The sequence below is a fragment of the Brevibacillus sp. HB2.2 genome (genome assembly GCF_013284275.1).
Lineage (GTDB): Bacteria > Bacillota > Bacilli > Brevibacillales > Brevibacillaceae > Brevibacillus > Brevibacillus brevis_D.
This window is the reverse complement of record NZ_JABSUV010000047.1, coordinates 15,083-33,599: the sequence shown is the minus strand read 5'-3', so window position 1 is coordinate 33,599 and position 18,517 is coordinate 15,083. Positions and strand designations below refer to the sequence as shown.

The following is an 18,517-nucleotide window of genomic DNA, read 5'->3' as shown; positions in this document are numbered from 1 at the left end:
TCGATCAAACTATTCCTCAATGTTGATCTTGATGGAACGAACCTTTGTTTCACGAGGCTTGACAGGTCCTCCGTCCTGAAATACCTTGGCGGCTTTGAGTAAAAGGGCAGTGAATTGCTCCATTTCCTCCGGTGTAAATGCCTCCTGAAGCCTCCCCAACATCGCTAGCATCATTTGCTCTGATTCTTTTGCGAGCTGTTTGCCTGGTTGTGTCAGTGTGACGAGCTTCACCCGTTGATCCTCTACAGAGGTAGCCCTCGCGATGTAGCCTTTGCGTTCCAGCCGTTTCGCGATGCTGGTCATCGAACTAAGCGGCGCCCCCATCTCTTGCGCCAACTCTGACATAGTCAAATCCCCGCGGAACAACAATAGGAGGAGGGTCGTCAAATCAGAGCGAGTCAGTTTTTCTTCAAGCTGCATCGTATCGGACATAAAGGCGAACGGACGCAAACCGGTTTTCAGAAAGAGGTCATATAGTTGCTGCATACCGGTGACTCCTTTTAGTACGATTTCGTAGTAATTTCCCCTCCAATTTATTACATATTTTAGGGAATGTCAACAGCGGTAAAAAGTATACTGCGCTCGGCTGACGTACATATTAAAGCTGTTACAACTGACAGGAGGAATCAAAATGAATAAACAGCGCGCGAAAGAAATCGCCGCTTCGCCTGTTATGGCGAATGTGACCTGCGATGGAATGCCCGTATACATCCAGCACATCGATGATGACAACGACATGGCGAGAATTTACCCGCTCAATCAGCCGGATCAGGAGATGAGCGTTCCTGTAGCCAGCTTGCGGGAGCACGGTGAGTACTGATTTTTGTCACGACAACGATGGAGGGGACCTGTAATCCGCAGGTCCCCTCATCTTTTTGTACAAATGGTCTTACAACAAGCCCTGAATGAACGGCAGCTCCAAATTCTCGATCATTTTTTTCTGACTCGCCGCCAATTTTGCTGTGATCTGATCCTTGCGTGCGATGGCCTCCCAGGTGCAGGAAAGAATTCGTTCACCTAATCGCGGCTCGTCTGTTGACACGATGAGCTCCGGGAGATCCAGTGAATAAGCGAAGTCAATGCCCTTAATGCGATACGCCAAACAAACGAACGGAACACCCGCAGCGGCACTCAGCACATTGGCATGCAACTTAAAGTTGATCGTCGCTTGAAAGCCTTTCATCAGCTGCAGCATTTGCGTATGATCGTGCAGCTCAAGGTCGAGAATCGTATGCGCTGGATCGTTGATTTTGTTATACAGTCTTTTAATGGCTTCCCGATCCGGTCCCCACATGGTGAGCAAGTGGATATCGTAGCCTGCCTGGATTAGCTTCTTGGCTGCATGCGCCAGCGCATCCTCTACTGCAGTCTCGTTTTTCCCATAAATCCGGTTATAGGAAGTGCCCCAATTGATGCCAATCGTGGGTCGCTTGCTTTTATCTCCTACTATTGGCAATGATGCAGGGAGAAGCAGCATTCCCGGGTCTCCGCTAATCGCTGCCCTTTCTCCCACTCCCGCTTGCTGGAGGTATTGGAGTGTAAGTGGTCCGCGTACACCAAAAAATGTGGCGTGCTCGGCGATTTTTTGCAGCATGTGGCTCATTTTATCTTGGCCATTTATCAGCTTGTTCGTCATTCTGCCGGAAGAATCCAGCTCGACTCGATCTTGTGAGTCAAATCCGCTTCCCCAGACCCAAAGATTTTTTTTCTGTTCAACAGCACGATAAGCTACATCCACATATCCAGGGATGAGAAGCGATCCTCCCCCCAAAACTACGGTGTCATACTCGCTTACATCCTTCAGATCAACCCCGGGCAAGGAAGGTATTACCTTGTATTGTGTAGGGTCGAGGTATTTGCACGACAAATTGTAAAAGGCATGCCACATCAGCTCGTCGCCCAAATTGTTGAATCCTAACCAACCGACGTACAATATTTTTTTCATGCTTGTCGCCCCCCCTCCATTCTTTATTTGTGCATAAATAGTAAGCAAGGAGGCACATTTTTGCGTGATAGGAAACTGTTTTTGAACCCACGCCCTTCCTTGACCTCCTATTTCCTTCAATTGACTCCGGTCACTACATGCTTGACGCAGAGCACTGTCGATCAACGGAGGAGACGGCTTCTGCACAGAGGAGTGGTCACCGAAGTAACAGTCCCAAGCCAACTCGTAAGACGAAGGTTCCACCAAACCGACGTAGCCGTGATTCCCGATCGCAAGCACAGGCTTTCCGCACGCCATCGCTTCGAGTGCGACCCTCCCTGTTCCAATCACCAAATCACTGATGGCGTAATACGGCCGGACATCCGTTTGCTCCCCCACAATGTGAATATAGGGCTGCGCTGCGGCTTTATTCAGAACTTTTGCCAGCTCATGAACATGAATGGCCTGGGCACCCGAACCCACCACCACGATATGCAGGTTGGGGATTTCATTCCGCAGTGTTTTGGTTGCCCGCAACACCATGTTGCACACCGTCGCTTTTTGCCAAGCCAACCGGCTCACGTACGTAACCACTGTGGCATCCGGCGGTAAAGACGGCACATCAGCCCTACTTGTTGAGCCTGACTGAAACTCTTCCATATCAATCCCGTTGGAAATGAGTGTGGTTTTTACCCCGCGCTTTTGCCAGAATAGTTGGACAGGTTTGCTCACACTGATAACGGCGGAGCAGAGCTGGGCTACTTTTATCGCCTCATCCTTTGGGTAGTACGTTCCATGCAAGGTGAACACGACAGGAATGCCGAGCTCATTGGCTGCCGTAGCGGCAAGAAAGCCTGATGGCGTTTGATGGACATGGACGATGGTAATACGATGCTTCTTCATACATGCACGGTAACATTCGATCAGATGCTGTCTGCGTGCCGAAAGCGGCTCACGAGCGGATTCTATCGGTTCAATCAAAAAGCCTGCATCAACAAATTCTTGGTAGAAGGGGCCATTACCACCTGCATAAAACAATTGGACTCCTTTTTTCCTCAATGCTTTCCCCATGCTAAGAACATGTGTCTCCGTTCCGCCTGTCCTCAAACTGTCCAGCACCATCAATATCCGATCATTACTGCTAGTCAACTTTTTACCCTCCCTTCTTCCGATAATAGTGGGCCGAACGCTGCTCAGCGTGGGTCCGGTAATAATATAATGCTTCTGCTATATTGTTCACGCCTGCTCTCGCATTCAAAGCTTTGGCGATAAATTCGTAGTCTTCTGCACCCTCAATCCGGCGTGTCGGGCCACCAATCTGGTCAAACAATCGCCCTCGAAACATGCAGGTTCCGTGACAGACGCAGTGTCCCCCGTTTCCGTATACTTTGCGAATGTCATCGCCGTACTTGATCCATCCAGCTAGCTGCTTTTTTTCCGGATTATCGGCCGAAAACGCATAGTAATTCGTACCAACCAAATCGATCTGGGGATGATTTTTCAAATATTCAACCTGCCGCGAAAGACGCAGGATATGGGAGAAATCATCCGAGTCCTGAATCGCGATAAATTCGCCTCTGCTCAGGTAATGCCCGACATTGATGGCACCCGAAAAGCCAATATTGCGAGGGAGCTCATGAATCAACACCTGATTTTCTCTTGGAAAAAACCTTTTACTCTCTTCCAGCCATTCTTTGGCCACTTTTACGGAATGATCTGTAGATGCATCATCGATCAGGATAATCTCCCAATTCTCATAGGTTTGCTGAAGGATGCTGTCCAAGCATTCACGTATATAAGCAGCCCTATTGAAATTGGTAATGACGACACTTACCAGACCTTCTATTCTCTCTTTTGCCAAATTCTTTTCCTCCTTCCAGTCTTCTTGTTTTCACATCTCATCTCGCTGCCGTCCTTTCGCCAGAAACTGTAAAGCTTCCACGTGGTCACCCGCAATCTGTTCGACGGCGGGGGGCATTCCAGAGCTGGCGAAGTGTTTTTCTGGCCGGAGTCGGTTGGAGGTGAAACTGTTCACCTGATGAACCAACTCCATCTTTACACCTGCCTGTGCGTATGCTGCTTGTGCTTTTGGCGGGCAAAGCAGTATGTGCCATCCGAGCAGAGCAACCGCTTCCCTGCGTAAGGCAAAGGGGACGGTCACCATAGACCCGATCCCCAAATCCTTACGATTCAAAGCCAAGTTGAGAGCTTGGCGACAAGCCACGAAGACATTGTCTGGGCAAGGTTGATTCAAAAATACAGAAACATCATTCAGGGCCACATCCACGCCGCACTCACACGCGAGAACAAATGGGTACAGATCATGGACGGTCATAATCATATCCGCATCGACAAACAACAGGATGTCGCCTTTCGACAAACTTGCACCAATTGCCCGTCCAGTATCGACGCCCAATGCAAATCGGAACTCTACGGTCGTCACGCCGCATTCACGGGCAAGCTGTGCTGTTTGATCAACGGAACCATTGACGACCACGATGATCTCAGCAGGGTCCAGTCGAAGAACTTCACGGATCACTTGCTGGATCGTCGCTGCCTCGTTACGGGCTGGAATGATCACGGATAGCGTTTTCCCACCGTAAAGAGTTGTTCGTCGCAAAGGCCATTTCCCTACCTGTGTAACAGGCATACCACTGTTTTTACTACTCACATTCTCTGCTATATCTCTTCGCCGGCCTCCATCGGACAGTCCGCCGCGAAAAGGAAGACGCGAGACGAGATCAAGCTGTTCGGCAATCACCAGCTTTTCATACAAGGAGAGCTCTTTGAGCAACGAACCGTGAAGCTGTGGCAAAAACATCCGTTCTTCCGTCCCCGTTCCAAAGGTTTGCGCGGTAATGGACAGCCCACTCATAACCGCCCGCTTGTGTGCTTGGACAGGCTGTGCCAACTGTTCCACTCCGATTTTCGAAAGTGCCTCTCTGGTCATCGCGTGAGGGGTGTCTAGTAAGGAAGCTTCACGCAGATCAGTGCGACCGAAAAGATTATTTAGTAGCACGGAAAAACTGTGGATAGGCCTTGGTTTTGTCAGCCTCCTGTGTCGCATATCCTGCTGGGGCAAAACAATCTGTGTCTTTCCATATAAAATCGGGAACAAGAAGCGCTGTAATCCAGACGGCGAATGGATTTGTTCTTCACCGAGAAAGAGCAGGACACTCCCTCTTGCATGCTTGGCAGCCTCTCTGCGCCATGAGAATAGATTCTCAGCAGCCTCTGCAAGAACGACGCGGACACCTGAGTCAAGTTCCAGGACCCTTGTCGAAATCACAATGATCTCCAGAGGTGCAAGCTGTTTGCATGCGGCGATCAGCTTTGGCAGATGAGCTGTCCCATGCATGGCAGAGATTAGAATGGATAGGGGCACTAGGCCCCTTATCCCTTGCCTCTCTTTCATTAGAGAACGCGCACGTACGTGATGCGATCGAGTTGAAATACTACTGTTTGGCCACCGCCATAGCCGGGATCACTTGCTGCAAGCACGGTTAATGTCGAATTGGTCACGCCAAGCAACTCACCGTTAATCACGTCTAATCCGATTACGACTTGTACACTATCGCCTATAAACGTTCTCAATTTCTGTACATAGTTCATCTGTCTTCTCCTCCTTACACCTCATGAACATAATTAATTTGTGTGAAACGAATCAGCACACGTGAACCGCCTGACTCTATGATTTCAGCATAGTCCCGACCAACCTCATTCAGGACGCCTGTGACACTTCCTGCATCTGTTCCCAGCTCGACGTTTTCATGCAAATAGCGCAGCAGCACTTTACGAAAAGAATCTTGTCGCAGCAAAGTACTGTGGTTTTCTTGCAGAAACGCGGCGAATTCTTCTGCATACAGCTCTTTGCGAAGCGAACAACGAATAGCTTCTTCCTTGTCATTTTCGACTTCTTCGTCCCTTTGGTCTTTTCCCCAAACGAGACGTCGCAGCCCTTGAAAATACTCTTTCAACTCTTTTTCATTCACAATTAATTTCATCTGGTCACTCTCATCTCCTTGATCCTACTCTTTTGATTTTTTTTCGCCGCTTGTACACGGTATACAAGTAAGTTCAAAAATGTACTAGGACAACTGTGTAATTTTTTGGTTTTAATGAAAAGTTCACAGGGTTTTTACCGAAAAACAAAAAAAGACTGCGAAAAGTATTCGCAGCCCTTCCTTCGGTGTTCTACAACTCTTTCATTGTTACGTACTGTTTTGGCTAACTCTTTGCCACCTGTGCCTTTTCGTCCCTGTTCTTGCCTAGCTCATGCTTGATGAACAAATAGCTCTCAATTTCCCCCAGAAGGTAGAAAAGCGAGGCACGCGTCTCAAATTCCTCTCGCGTTCGCGGCAAATCTGCTGCCTTGATCTCCTCTTGCATCACCCGTAGTTGGTCGATGAAGCGGTAGGCGGTATTGCCCGGATGTACCGAGTCACTGATTCGCTCAAGAAAATCTGCGATCCGATGGCTCTCTGCCACCTGATTGTCTAAGGAAGAGACAATTGGCATCATGCGTTCCAGTAACTCGAACTGCTTTTGCCTCATCACAAAATACTCGTAGTACGAATCGTTACGACGTCCCAATCGATTGCCAACATCTCGTGAGGCCAAACGAATTGCCGTTTCCAAGACACCAGTGGTTTCGATCAATTCTTTCCCGTCCCAATTACTTTCCCCGTGACGCAAGTAGTAGCAGAACTCTCGCAAAATTTTGCTGAACAGCTTCTCGACCTTTACTTGCATCCCTTTCAGCTCTTTATCGAGACTCGGCATGTACAGATTGACCAATAGGGCTACACCCACACCGATGACGAGCAAAGCGACCTCATTTAGCAATAGCATCCCATCGATTCTCTTTGAAGAATACAGATGCATAAGCACAACCATGCTGTTGACGAAGCCTTCCTGAATGCCAAAACGCACGGCGAGCGGCAAGAAAAGCAAAATGAAAAGGAGAATGGCAATCGGCGTATAGCCCATAAGGGAAAAAAGACAAACACCGATTCCCAGACCCAATAAACTGGCCAGAATCCGATTCCACGCTGTCTGAAACGATTGCTTGACTGTTACCTGAATACACAAGATCGTAATGATCCCCGCTGAAGAAGCAAACATCAAGCCTAGCTGCTGGGCGATCAGAATCGAGATAGCCGTTCCAATGGCTGTTTTTAACGTACGATAACCAATTTTAAACTTGAGAAAGCCCAGTCTTGTTCCCCTCCGCTGTCAAAAATGCTTTCCTGTTTACTTTAACAAAAAGTGTCCGGGAACCAAAGACAAGGTTTCATAAATTTTTGCAGGAATGTCGGCAAGGGTATTCATGCGGTCTGGCTTGAGCCACCCACTCGGCTACTGCTTTCGTTCCTTGGTAAAACGGTGCCACTTGCCATCTGCTGTGACGAGCCCTTTTTCTCCCACATAACGATAGACGAGGAGTGGTTGTTCGAGCATTTTCATTAGTCCATTACTCCCCCTTACTTTTGGATGAAAGTAAGTAAGCATGAGCTTCTTGTTCTCTTTCACGACTTTTTTCACCGTATTCAGGTCGATACCATCTTCATTTTTGGGAAGAGATGAATCACCCGAAGGTCCAAGGTTATACAGATGGTTATACAGATCCACTACTTCCCCTGTCTCAGCGTCAACATTGACTTGAAAGATGGTATCAACTACCGGTATGCCGTTTATCAGATAGCCAAATTCGATCTCATATGGTTCATCATTTTCCCAGATTTCTTTGATCTTTTCCTCACTTGGAGTGTAATCGACCGCATATATTATTCCTAACTGATCGGAGTAGAATGTTTGTACGAGCTTTCTTGCACTCTCTTGTGCTTGTACCCAGGTAATACCCTTTTCTATTTTCTTGCTCTCTTCGTTGAACCTGGTTTTTTGATTCACGTTGTATTGGACGAAATAGCCACTGGCGTCAATCCCTATTTTCACAGTATCTGACTTTTTGCCCTCCCCTGGTTGGGAGGTAAACTCGAAAAACCAGACCTTTCGATCAGATCCTGAGCCTGATTCAATAACCCTGCCATTCGAAACATATGTACCAGGGAGCTTTTTGAGTTGTTGCTCTGCTATTTTTTGCGCTTCGTCTTTCGTAATGAGCTTTCTTTCTGCAGTGGATGGAGGAACGGTTTTCCCTAACGGCTGTACCTTCCTTTCTTTGGCAACCTGTCCGTACGAATCGAGCATCTTTCCTGTGATGGCATTTACAAACTGGGGGTCGTTACTCTGGAATTCATACACGAGCTGGTATGGTTCAGATTCCTTCCGAGAGACGAACGCCATATCCTTTGTTGGAAACGCCCCTTCATCCCATTTCTTCTCCGCTTCCGCTATCTTGATGACTTTCGAAGCATCTGGAAGTTTCCCCTCGGACCAGCGCCGCTCAAAATAGATCACTTCCCCATCATTACCCACTATCAGTCGAAACCCATTCTCCAGAAAAGGAACCCCGTTTTCGATACGAGTAAAATTTACATCTATTCCCTGTTTATCACGCGTGTAGAAAATGTCCGAATCAGGATATTCATTGGGCTTGGATAAACGGCTCCGTTCTTCTTCTGTCGCTACTTGCTTAAGAAATTGAGTCGCCACTTGAAACGCCTGATCTTCCGTTAGTTTCTTTTGATTTGCATCCAAGTCCTGTTCTTCCCCAAGATACTCATATTTCCATATTTTTCCTGATGTTGCATCCTGTTGCACACCTAAACTTCCACCATTTTCTTTATCCCAACTGGTATACCATATGGATTTTCCCCACAACATTTCAATGCCATCTACGAATTCGGCATCTCTGTGCTTATACTCACCCAGAATCTTCAACTGCTTCTGGGCAAGTGCGATTGCCTCTTTCTCCGAAAGTGTCTTCTCGGCAGCATGTACGGCTGGCGTCAGTATTCCTCCCCCTGCTGATGCAAATACAGTTGTCATCAAAAGGGTAGATGACACTCCTAGTGAAAGTCCATACGCTTTAGTGCGTTTTAACACAAATCAACCTCTCCTCTCCAACTACAAACAACCTTATTTTACCATTTATGAATAACAAAGGCTCAAATAAAAAAATCCGCCAATGCGACGATCTCGCACAGCGGATTTTTGGGCATGTTGATTATACTTCCAGCTTTTTCACCAGTGTTTCTTCGTTCAATATGTTTCCTACGAGGAAGTTACCGAATTCACCGAAGCGCGCACTCACTTCGTCAAAGCGCATTTCGTAGACGATATGCTTGAATTCCAGCGGATCGTTGGCAAAGAGGGTAACGCCCCACTCCCAATCGTCGAAACCAACGGAGCCACCGATGATTTGCTTCACGCGGCCAGCGTAGGAGCGACCGATCAAGCCGTGGGAGCGCATCATTTCTTGGCGCTCCTGCATGGAGAGCATGTACCAGTTGTCTTGCAGATCGCGCTTTTTGTTCATTGGATAGAAGCAAATGTGCTCCCATTTTGGCAGGATTGGATAGAGGCGGTCGCGCACATGCGGATTCGCTTTTGGATCTTCACCTGGGCTATTTACATAATTGCTCAGCTCTACTACGGATACATACGAATAAGGAGCTTCTGTATAAGCAGCAAAGCGAGTTTTATTGAAAACTGTTTTGATCTCATCGAGTTCTTGCATAGTTGGACGCAGGAACATGAACACAAGGTCTGCTTTGTGTCCGAGGATGGAGTACACAGCCGTGCTTCCTTGGTTCTCTCCCTCATTCGCTTCCCATGTGCGGATCAAAGCATTCAGCTCGTCCAACGCTTCTTTGCGTTCTGCTGCGGACGCTGCTTTCCACTTTTCCCAATTGATGGTGCGGAAATTATGATACGTATACCAACCTTCTAATGTAAGCAACGCTTCGTTTGCGCTCATTAAAATCAGCTCCTTAGAAAAATCTGGTGACCTTCTTGCAACATTCCCAGTATAGCATAAGGAACAAGTGCGTATTCGGAACAGATTGGTGAACAAGCAAAAGAAAAACCAAGCGGTACATTAGCTGCCGCTTGGTTTGGTTCCTGCAAGTATGGAGGTGGTCAGCTTGCTAGCTGCTTCCTGATCGACAATTACGGTTACATCTCTATGCAATTGCAATAAGGAGGCTGGGACATCTGCCGTAGGCTCTTCCTCTAGCATCAATCGCACGGCTTCTGCTTTTGCCTCTCCGCTTGCGAGAAGTACAACTTTTTTAGCGCCAAGAATCGTCTTGATCCCCATGGAAACCGCCTGAGTCGGCACCTGTTCCACACTATCAAAATAGCGGGCATTTGCTTCAATCGTACTGTCAGTGAGCTGGACCACGCGCGTCAATGAGTCAGCAGGAGAGCCAGGCTCGTTGAAGCCAATATGGCCGTTATTGCCGATCCCCAGCACCTGGATATCAATCCCGCCTGCCAATCGGATCGCTTCCTCATAGCGTGCACACTCTGCCAAATGGTCTCTCGTATTCCCAACTGGCACATGTGTTTTCTCCGCAGGAATGTTGATGTGATTGAACAAGTTTTCTTCCATATACGAGCGATAGCTTTGCGAATGAGTCGAAGAAAGTCCGACGTATTCATCCAGATTAAAGCTGCTCGCTTGCGAATAATCGATGCCCTGTGCTTGCGACAGCTTGATCAACTCACGGTACATCCCTACTGGAGTGCCTCCGGTTGCAAGGCCAAGGACGGTCTTCGGATTTGCTTTTACTTCGCTTACGAGCATTTCAGCAGCTTTTCTGCTGAGCTCCGTGTAATCTTTCACGATCACGAGCTTCATTTCCAACCACTCCTATTTCATATAAAAATAAGTTCAAAAAGTCGTCTTTTCAGCATCGAGAAAGTGGCGAGAACCTGAAGAAGGAGGAGCGGAGTGTAGGTAAACTACATGAGCACCGGACTTCGAAGGTGAACGCCAATTTCGAAGTCGAATTCGCTCCCTGTACTACTCCATGATCAAAAGACGACTTTTTGAACTACCACTTAGTATTTTCTCTCTAGGACAGCCTTCGCTGTTCTCTCTTTATATAAAAGGGCCTTTTCCTTGTTGCGCATCGTGATTGTCGTACTGATAACATCCAGTACATGCAGCTGTGCAATTTTCGCTGCGAGAGAGCCCCCCTGCAACGGACCTTCCTGCGCTGCGGTTAAAAGCGTAATGTCCGCTACATTCGTAATCGGTGAGCGTCGATAGTGCGTCAGGCAAATGCAAGCTGCGCCTGTCTGTTTGGCGACTTTCAATGAATCGATCGTGTCTTTCGTACTGCCTGATACAGACAAACCGATCGCGACATCCCCCGGTCCCAGAGTCGCTGCAGCCATCGCTTGCAGATGCGATTCATTAAAAGCATCCACGCGAAGACCAATCCGCAAGAACGTGTACTTGGCATCCTGGGCTGTTACCGCAGACGTGCCTACCCCGTAAAAATGGATCGTGTTTGCTTTTTGCAAAAGGTCTACACAGCGCTCCAGCTGTTCGAGCTGAAACAGCGCCGAGGTATCCCCAATCGCCTGTTGGTTGGTTGCGGTTACTTTGTGCGTGATGATGTCCAGCGAATCGTCTTCTCCTACTTCGCCATGCAAGTTTTTGACCGGATTGACCAATTCCTGCGCCAATGCCAGCTTGAATTCCTGATAGCCATGGAAGCCTATTTTCCTGCAAAATCGCAAAACGGTCGTCTCACCCACTCCAGCCTTTTCGGCAAGGTCAATCACCGATGAATAAATCACGCTGTCTGTCTGCTGTAAGACAATATGGGCAACCTTTTGCTCCGATTTCGTAAAGGAGGGAAGGAGACTCTGAATATGCAAAAGCGTATTTGTCTTCGTGATGGTAGCTGTCAATGGATGGGACTGCTCCTCTTGCTGTTTCATCATATGGCCCGCTCCCCCTTGTTTTTACCCAAAACAAAATAGCTGTATTTCTACAGCTATTATACCAAAAAAGGAGTTATCCGCCATATTTATATTTTTAGGTGGAGCAATTCTCCAAACCATCAAAATGGGGTAAATAAAATGGCCGGACATGTTGCGACTCGAAAAGATCCACTCATGGCTGCTGGAACTAGAACTAGATCGAGCGTCACGATTTCCCCTGCGCCTAGTGTTACTGTCCCTCTCGCTTCTCCACTCCCCATCGCATTGGCTACAACCAAGTAGGTGCCAGGAGCAAGACCAGTCACCTTGTACCTGCCAAAGCTGTCTGTTTGGACGACCACAGTCGTTCTGTTCGATTGATTTACCGTTTGCACATATACGGTCGCTCCAGCAATTTTCAAGCCTGTTAAACCAGATCGAACCGTTCCTTGTATCGTACCCGTTTGAGAAAGGCGGATGATGATAAAGGTTGTTTGGTTCGGCAAAACGACTGCTTCTGCCTGACCGGTACCAATGCCCGGGATGGTCCCGATAACGGTATACGTCCCCGGAGCGACATTGACAAAATGGAATGTGCCATCCGGCTCAGCCAGGATATTTTGCAGGCGAATCTGTTTTGAATGGAATAGCGACAATTGAATATTGTTCCCACTGGCTTGCTTTCCGTCTGGCAAGAGGACAATCCCGGATATCGTTCCGACGAATGGCAATAGCTCGACTGTCGCCACAGTCGTCTGCCCGCTTGCTACCGTAACTGTACGGTAATGTGTACCGAAGCCATCTGCGCTTGCGATGACATTGTACTCTCCGGCCATCAAGCCTTTCACCTGGAATTGCCCATTCTGGTTCGTGACGGTGTTGGCAACAAACAAGCCGTTTGCAAACAGCTGAATCGCAACGGCCGCCCCTGTGATCGGGAGTCCCGTCAACTGATTGGTCACCTGTCCGAAGATGTTGCCTGGAAGAGGAGACATCGCGAGAATAACTCCGCTTATTGTCTGTCCAGCGGGCACTGTTATGCTTTGTGTTGCTGTTGCGTAGCTATCTTCACTTGCGCTAATCAAATATGTCCCAGGCGGTAGGTTACCAACTGAGAAATGGCCCACGTCATCTGTAATTGCGCTGCCGAACAAGGTTCCATGTGAATCCTTTACCTGTACCAATGCATTGGGAACGACAGCTCCACCAGCAGCCTGTACCTGACCTGTTACAGTAGCTGGAAAGGGAGGAAGCCCCACATCAATCGCAGTCGTCTGTCCGGAAAAGATCGTCGCACCAACAGGCTGGGTGGTGTAGTTTTGAGCGCTTATCGCGAGCGTATAAGTTAATGGCGCCAAGCCATCGATCTTAAACTGACCGAGACCGTCTGTAATCGTCCGAGATAACAAATTGTTTGTGCCAGGGAAATAGATCAATACTTCCGCCCCTACCAGTGGCGTGCCATCAAGCGCATCCCTGACGGTGCCCAGCAAATCACCAGGGTTCGGGTCCAGTGGGATATTGACTGTAGCTGTTCCTCCAGCGGCTACATCAAAGGAAACACTCTCCCTCTGATAGCTTTCGTTCCTTGCCAAAATGGTGTAATTTCCAGCCACAAATCCATCCATGAAGTATATCCCCTGGGCGTCTGTCTGCGTTGCAAAGAGAATCGTGTTATTGTTGCCCAGCAAACGGATGAGCGTATTTGGCAAGGGTGTGGCGAGAATGGCGTCACTAATTTTTCCTGTGACACTTGCAGGCAGACTCGGCAAAGAAAAATCAAGACCGGTAGTAGCTCCCATCCCGACCATAGCTGTTGACGCCTCAGCAGCGAATCCCGTCGCACTTGCGATTAGTGTATAGCTCCCAGGAGATAGTCCACTCACCATATACTGACCCTGCGCATTCGTCAGGACAATAGCCAGTATCGTTCCAGACGGACTTCCTTGTCGAACCGTAATGACCGCACTGGCAATCGGTGAAGCCGTACCTTCGTCTCGCACTGTACCAGCGATTCCACCGGGCAACTCGTTTAAGGCAAAGCTAAGTACGGACGCCGCCCCTGCTTGTATTAGTGCACCAGCTACATCGCTTGCATATCCAGTTGCATTGACATTGATGGTGTACCCTCCAGGAGCCAGCCTATCAAGCGAAAAGTTTCCCGTTGCATCTGTCAGAACGGAGCCCACAGCGGCACGAGTGCTGTCGAAGACGATTAGTGTTGCGCCAATGATCGGCAAACCCGTCTCCTGATCAGTCACAACGCCGGATAAACTTCCGGGATTGGGAACTAATGCCTGCTGAAAGGTGGTGGTAATGCCCCCTTGCAAAATAACCGCCTGCGAGACGGATACATAGTTCGGCGCAGAAACAGTTACATTTACAACACTCGGCGGAAGCTTCTCAGCCAAAAAATTGCCTTGATTATCTGTCAACAATTGAGCAAGCACAACGCCATGGCCATCTGTAATGAGCACGGTGCTTCCCGGAATGCCGAATCCTGTCATCTGATTGGTCACTACACCCGAAATAGCCGCTGGCAAGTCAGGTAACGTGACAGTCGTCGGAGTTGCGGTATTGGCTGCAACGATCACGCCAATAGTTCCTACGGCATATCCAGACGCTGATGCGATCACGGTGTAAACGCCAGGAGAAACACTCCCAATGAAAAATACGCCCGATTGATTCGCGAGCAGGCTCTGTTTGACGGCTTGATTGCTATCCAACAGCTTGACGCTGATTTCGCTTCCCGTAACTGGTACACCCAAGCTATTTATGACACTGCCCACGATGGACCCAGGCAAAGGCAAGAGCGCCACACTAGCCCCTGTCGTTTCTCCACTGACTACATTGGCCCCTACTGATTGATCCGCATAGCTAGGCGCACTGACCGTGACAGTATAAGCCCCCGGCAACAGATGTTGAATCAAATAGCTACCCGTCTGGTCGGTGCTTGCTGTAGCCACTACATTTCCGTTACTTATGGAACGAATGAGTACAACGGCGCCTGCAATGAATACTGTGGGATTCGTCGCGTCCGTCACCTGTCCACTAATCCCGCCTGCATTCACCTCAAGAGCAAAGTCTACTCCGCTCTTATTTTCACCGGGTCCAAGAGTAACACCAACCGAGCCCGTAACATATTCGGCGGCACTTGCCACCACGACAAATGATCCGGCAGGCAGGTTGCCAATTGTATAGGCCCCGTTTAAATCCGTATAACCAAAGCCTATTGTCGTCTCATTCAAATCCAGAATACGAACAACGGCATTGACAATCGGCTGCATACCTGTGTCTTGCACCGTTCCAGAAATACTGCCCGGATTCGGGATAAGCGTAAAGGAAACGATGGTCGTCTGCCCTGGCTGTACGATCGCTCCAACAGATTGAACAGCGTAGCTTGGAGCGGTAGCGATAAGGATATAAGCGCCTGGTGCGACCCCTGAAAATGAAAATGCCCCATTTCCATCTGAAACGAATGTATCTTTCAACAGGTTATTGTTATCGAACAATTGAATGGTCGTTCCCGGTATGACAGGAGCTACTGTACCGTTAATTGTGCCGAAATCTTGATTGAGCTGAACCTGGACAGGAGTAGTTGTATTCGCGAATACAATGGCTCCGACATGATTGGACTGAAAACCATCCGCCGAAGCACTGATGACGTATTGACCTTGCGCCAAGCCCGTGATCGCAAAGCTTCCTTGACTATCGCTGTATACCGAATGCACGACGGAGCCATTGAAATCGAGTGCATTTACTTGTGCACCGGCAATCGGCTGCAGTGTCCCTGCAGCAAGCACCTGCCCTTGGATCTCACCCGGACTCGCAAACAACGCCAAGCTGACAGGCGTATTTGTGCTGGCAAGCACAGTAGCGGAAGCACTGTTTGTTTCATAATTGGTTGCACGAGCCGTAATGGTATAAACTCCGGGTGCAAGCCCTGTGATCTGGTAATTGCCCGACAGATCGCTATTTGCATGGGCGACGATTGCCCCTGCTTGGTTCAACACGCTAACCGCTATCGAAGCACCAGTGATCGGCAGACCAGAGGTAGCATCAAAAACCGAACCTGAAATGCTTCCCGGCAAGTCTGCCAGTTGCACATTCACCATTGTTGTCGTTAATGTGGTGACGATTGCCCCAGTGATTACTGTCGTTTTATTCGCAGCAGATACGATGACAACGTACGCCTGCGGTAGCAAGTTAGGTACCACATACTGTCCGCTCCCATCAGTCAATACAGTAGCGACAACAGCACCTGCTGCCGTATTATCCCTTACGACCACAGCCGCACCCTGAATCGGCTGATTGCCGCTGTCGACCACCTGTCCTGCGATTGATCCCGGAGAAGCTTGTAAGACAAAAGCAAGGGACGATATTTCCTGTGGCTGTACAGTTGCCCCCAACACAATAGTGGAATAACCAAAAGCCGAAGCGGTTACGGTATACGTGCCTGGGGCCAAGTGCGGAAAGGAAAAGGTGCCAGCACTGTCGGTAATGGTCTGCGCCACAGGAACAATTCCCTTCATAACAATGACAGTAGCATTACCAAGCGGATTGCTCCCTGTGTCCGAGACAGTCCCATTCAATATCCCTGCCAGTTTTTCCAATTGGAGGTCAACCGCTGTTGTCGCTCCAGCATTGATCCCTATCCCAACTGTTTTGCCCGCATACCCTTCTGCAGCAGCCGTAAGGACATAGTTTTCCGGACCAAGCAAGGATAAAGCGTAATCTCCATTCGCGTCGGTTACTGTCTCTCCCACAGCAATCCCTGAGCGAGATACCACCTTGATGCTCGCATTTGGGATTTCTTCACCCGATTGCGCATCGGAAATGGTTCCACTTACCGTTCCAAATGCAGTCGTCAAAGAAAAATGAAGTACCTTGGCATCGCCGGCTTGCAGACTGATTCCAGCTAATTGTGTGGAGAAGCCCGCGGCACTGACCCGGATTTGATAAATACCTCCTGCGAGCTTGGTCAGCAGATACGTGCCAGCTCCATCTGTTGTCGTTTCCGTTAACGTAATCCCTGTCTGATTCAGCACTTCCACCAATGCCCCGGCGATCGGTATGCCACCAGGACCTGTTACCAGTCCGGAGAGCTTTGCAACCGATGTTTGGAGCGCTACATTTTGTGTAGTCGTCTGGGCTCGAATGACATTGATTGCAATAGTTGCTGGCTGGAATGTATCCGCACTGACTGCAAGGGTGTAGGCACCCGGCACGACATTGGTAAACTGGTAAGTCCCCCCGCCCCCAGTCACTGCCTGGTTTACAGTCACGCCTGTCGTATTAATGAGCTTTACCACTGCCCCTGAGATGGGGGCCAATCCGGTATCTGTTATCGTCCCGTTCACCTGACCCGGACTCGGAGGAAGCAAAATATCTGCTCTTGTGGTCTGCCCTGCCAAAACGCTCACGAATTGTATTTTGGAGTTATAAGTCGGCGCGGTCACCGACACAGAATACAGACCAGGAGCCAATCCAGTAAACGAATAGGCACCATCTGTGTTTGTCGTCGTCGTTCCGATTAATACGGGAATCGAATCATATAGCGCGACCTGCGCACCAGCTACAGGCAAGTTCGTGGACTGGTCAAGCACCACGCCAGCCACACTACCAGCCAAGTTAACCGTGATGACAATATTATCCTGAACAGGAGAAAGCGTCCTGCCAGAAAAGCTGTCTACGCCAGTGACTGTCGCTGTGTTTAATCGCCGTGTTCCGCCGGGAGAGACCGCGAAAACCCCACTGACCGCAAATGACAAGCTGGCAGTAGAACCAGCGGCCAAATTGCCAATCGTCCAGCTGAGCACCTTCGTGAGGGGATTGTAGATGACAGAGCCGATACTTGTTGCGTTCACCGTAAAAGCCGTTACCTGATCCAGCTCGATCAAATCGTTGACAACAACTGTCGTTGCCTGGCTCTTCCCGGTATTGGTGACAGTGATCGATCCCGTCCATTGCGATAGTTGTCCTGTTGTAACCACTGTTGGTCCTGCTGTTACTTGCTTATCGATGACAAGGCTAGCCCGAACGTCTCCTGTCGCCACCGTAGTCGTATTACTCAAGGAATTTTCAAAGCTAAAGCCTTCACTGATTCGCAGAGAGTCTTTGTTGTAATTATTGTCATTTGCAGAGGTAAAAGGGAGGAAGCGAATGGAAGTAAGGGAGGTAACACCGATCGTGGAAAAAAAAGTAGCAGCTGGCATGACGAGATCGATGAAGTAATCAGGAGTGCCGCTAAAATTAGAGCCGTCATTCGTCAGCCGCACACGAGCCGTGTCAAAATTGATAATCGGCGCTTGCCAGTTGGGTGCTCCACTGCCGTTTGTGCCCTCTGCCGGATCGTTCCAGGAGTTAAGTTCAACAATGGTGTTTTGAATCAAGGCAACACGATTGCGCAAGCCTTGCACGCCCAACATCCATTGGTATGTGCCAGCCACTCCGGTTGTATTGATCAAATATCCCCAAGCAAAGTTTTGAAACCCTGTTTTTTGCGAATTTCTTGGATCTTCATTGACTCGCAGCCGAAAGTAGAGATACGTTCCATCATAAGCCAAAAAGGCAACGGGAAACGTAGTGTTTCCTACTATGTCAGCAGAGCCGGGACTTTCATCGTTCGGGACGTCTCCGAATGGACTTCCCCCGAGCATAAACGGGATGAATTGACTGTCAGACGGATAGGCCATTTTTCTTTCCTCACCTCTCCCCCTAACATATGTGCATAGAGTGATATGGCCCCAG

At 48.9% G+C, this 18,517-nt stretch carries 13 protein-coding genes; 1 reads left to right on the top strand and 12 read right to left on the bottom strand.

Going from position 1 to position 18,517, the window contains the following annotated elements:
- Positions 1–9: 9 nt before the first annotated feature.
- Positions 10–486 (bottom strand): MarR family winged helix-turn-helix transcriptional regulator, encoded by a 477-nt coding sequence (locus HP401_RS34375; RefSeq protein WP_173607044.1) that lies wholly within the window; start codon positions 484–486, stop codon positions 10–12.
- A gap of 145 nt (positions 487–631) precedes the next feature.
- On the opposite strand from HP401_RS34375, the gene HP401_RS34370 reads away from it, so the two are divergent.
- Complete coding sequence (locus tag HP401_RS34370; protein WP_016741380.1) at positions 632–820, top strand: H-type small acid-soluble spore protein; 189 nt, start codon at positions 632–634, stop codon at positions 818–820.
- Positions 821–889: 69 nt separating this feature from the next.
- Here the strand turns inward: HP401_RS34370 and HP401_RS34365 are convergent, their stop codons facing one another.
- The 11 genes from HP401_RS34365 to HP401_RS34315 form a co-directional block, all read right to left on the bottom strand.
- The gene (locus tag HP401_RS34365; protein WP_173607043.1) at positions 890–3,073 is read right to left on the bottom strand and encodes a polysaccharide pyruvyl transferase family protein; all 2,184 of its coding nucleotides are present in this window, start codon (positions 3,071–3,073) and stop codon (positions 890–892) included.
- Between the two features lie 4 nt (positions 3,074–3,077).
- Positions 3,078–3,785: a glycosyltransferase family 2 protein gene (locus HP401_RS34360; RefSeq protein ID WP_173607042.1), complete on the bottom strand. Its 708-nt coding sequence runs from the start codon at positions 3,783–3,785 to the stop codon at positions 3,078–3,080.
- A gap of 30 nt (positions 3,786–3,815) precedes the next feature.
- Positions 3,816–5,309, bottom strand: coding sequence for a glycosyltransferase (locus HP401_RS34355; protein ID WP_309145163.1), 1,494 nt, complete (start codon positions 5,307–5,309; stop codon positions 3,816–3,818).
- A gap of 29 nt (positions 5,310–5,338) precedes the next feature.
- Positions 5,339–5,536: a hypothetical protein gene (locus tag HP401_RS34350; RefSeq protein ID WP_015892790.1), complete on the bottom strand. Its 198-nt coding sequence runs from the start codon at positions 5,534–5,536 to the stop codon at positions 5,339–5,341.
- A gap of 14 nt (positions 5,537–5,550) precedes the next feature.
- On the bottom strand, positions 5,551–5,928 hold the full coding sequence (locus tag HP401_RS34345; RefSeq protein WP_173607041.1) for a DUF2642 domain-containing protein: 378 nt from the start codon (positions 5,926–5,928) through the stop codon (positions 5,551–5,553).
- 223 nt (positions 5,929–6,151) lie between these two features.
- Positions 6,152–7,120 carry an aromatic acid exporter family protein gene (locus HP401_RS34340; protein WP_309145164.1) on the bottom strand — a complete coding sequence of 323 codons (969 nt, stop codon included), beginning with the start codon at positions 7,118–7,120 and terminating at the stop codon, positions 6,152–6,154.
- Between the two features lie 162 nt (positions 7,121–7,282).
- Positions 7,283–8,932 (bottom strand): YcdB/YcdC domain-containing protein, encoded by a 1,650-nt coding sequence (locus HP401_RS34335; protein ID WP_309145162.1) that lies wholly within the window; start codon positions 8,930–8,932, stop codon positions 7,283–7,285.
- Positions 8,933–9,053: 121 nt separating this feature from the next.
- The gene (gene hemQ / locus HP401_RS34330; protein WP_015892794.1) at positions 9,054–9,806 is read right to left on the bottom strand and encodes a hydrogen peroxide-dependent heme synthase; all 753 of its coding nucleotides are present in this window, start codon (positions 9,804–9,806) and stop codon (positions 9,054–9,056) included.
- Positions 9,807–9,926: 120 nt separating this feature from the next.
- Entirely contained in the window at positions 9,927–10,691 is a 765-nt protein-coding gene (gene nagB, locus HP401_RS34325) for a glucosamine-6-phosphate deaminase (protein ID WP_173607040.1), read from the bottom strand.
- A 203-nt stretch (positions 10,692–10,894) separates the two neighbouring features.
- The gene (locus tag HP401_RS34320) at positions 10,895–11,788 is read right to left on the bottom strand and encodes a MurR/RpiR family transcriptional regulator (protein ID WP_173607039.1); all 894 of its coding nucleotides are present in this window, start codon (positions 11,786–11,788) and stop codon (positions 10,895–10,897) included.
- A gap of 119 nt (positions 11,789–11,907) precedes the next feature.
- Positions 11,908–18,462 (bottom strand): carboxypeptidase regulatory-like domain-containing protein, encoded by a 6,555-nt coding sequence (locus HP401_RS34315; protein WP_173607038.1) that lies wholly within the window; start codon positions 18,460–18,462, stop codon positions 11,908–11,910.
- Positions 18,463–18,517: the final 55 nt, after the last annotated feature.

Coding starts and splice junctions, on each gene's coding strand:
- HP401_RS34375 (WP_173607044.1), bottom strand. CDS start 486: ATGCAGCAACTATATGACCTCTTTCTGAAAACCGGTTTGCGTCCGTTC.
- HP401_RS34370 (WP_016741380.1), top strand. CDS start 632: ATGAATAAACAGCGCGCGAAAGAAATCGCCGCTTCGCCTGTTATGGCG.
- HP401_RS34350 (WP_015892790.1), bottom strand. CDS start 5,536: ATGAACTATGTACAGAAATTGAGAACGTTTATAGGCGATAGTGTACAA.
- HP401_RS34345 (WP_173607041.1), bottom strand. CDS start 5,928: ATGAAATTAATTGTGAATGAAAAAGAGTTGAAAGAGTATTTTCAAGGG.
- hemQ (WP_015892794.1), bottom strand. CDS start 9,806: ATGAGCGCAAACGAAGCGTTGCTTACATTAGAAGGTTGGTATACGTAT.
- nagB (WP_173607040.1), bottom strand. CDS start 10,691: ATGAAGCTCGTGATCGTGAAAGATTACACGGAGCTCAGCAGAAAAGCT.
- HP401_RS34320 (WP_173607039.1), bottom strand. CDS start 11,788: ATGATGAAACAGCAAGAGGAGCAGTCCCATCCATTGACAGCTACCATC.
- HP401_RS34315 (WP_173607038.1), bottom strand. CDS start 18,462: ATGGCCTATCCGTCTGACAGTCAATTCATCCCGTTTATGCTCGGGGGA.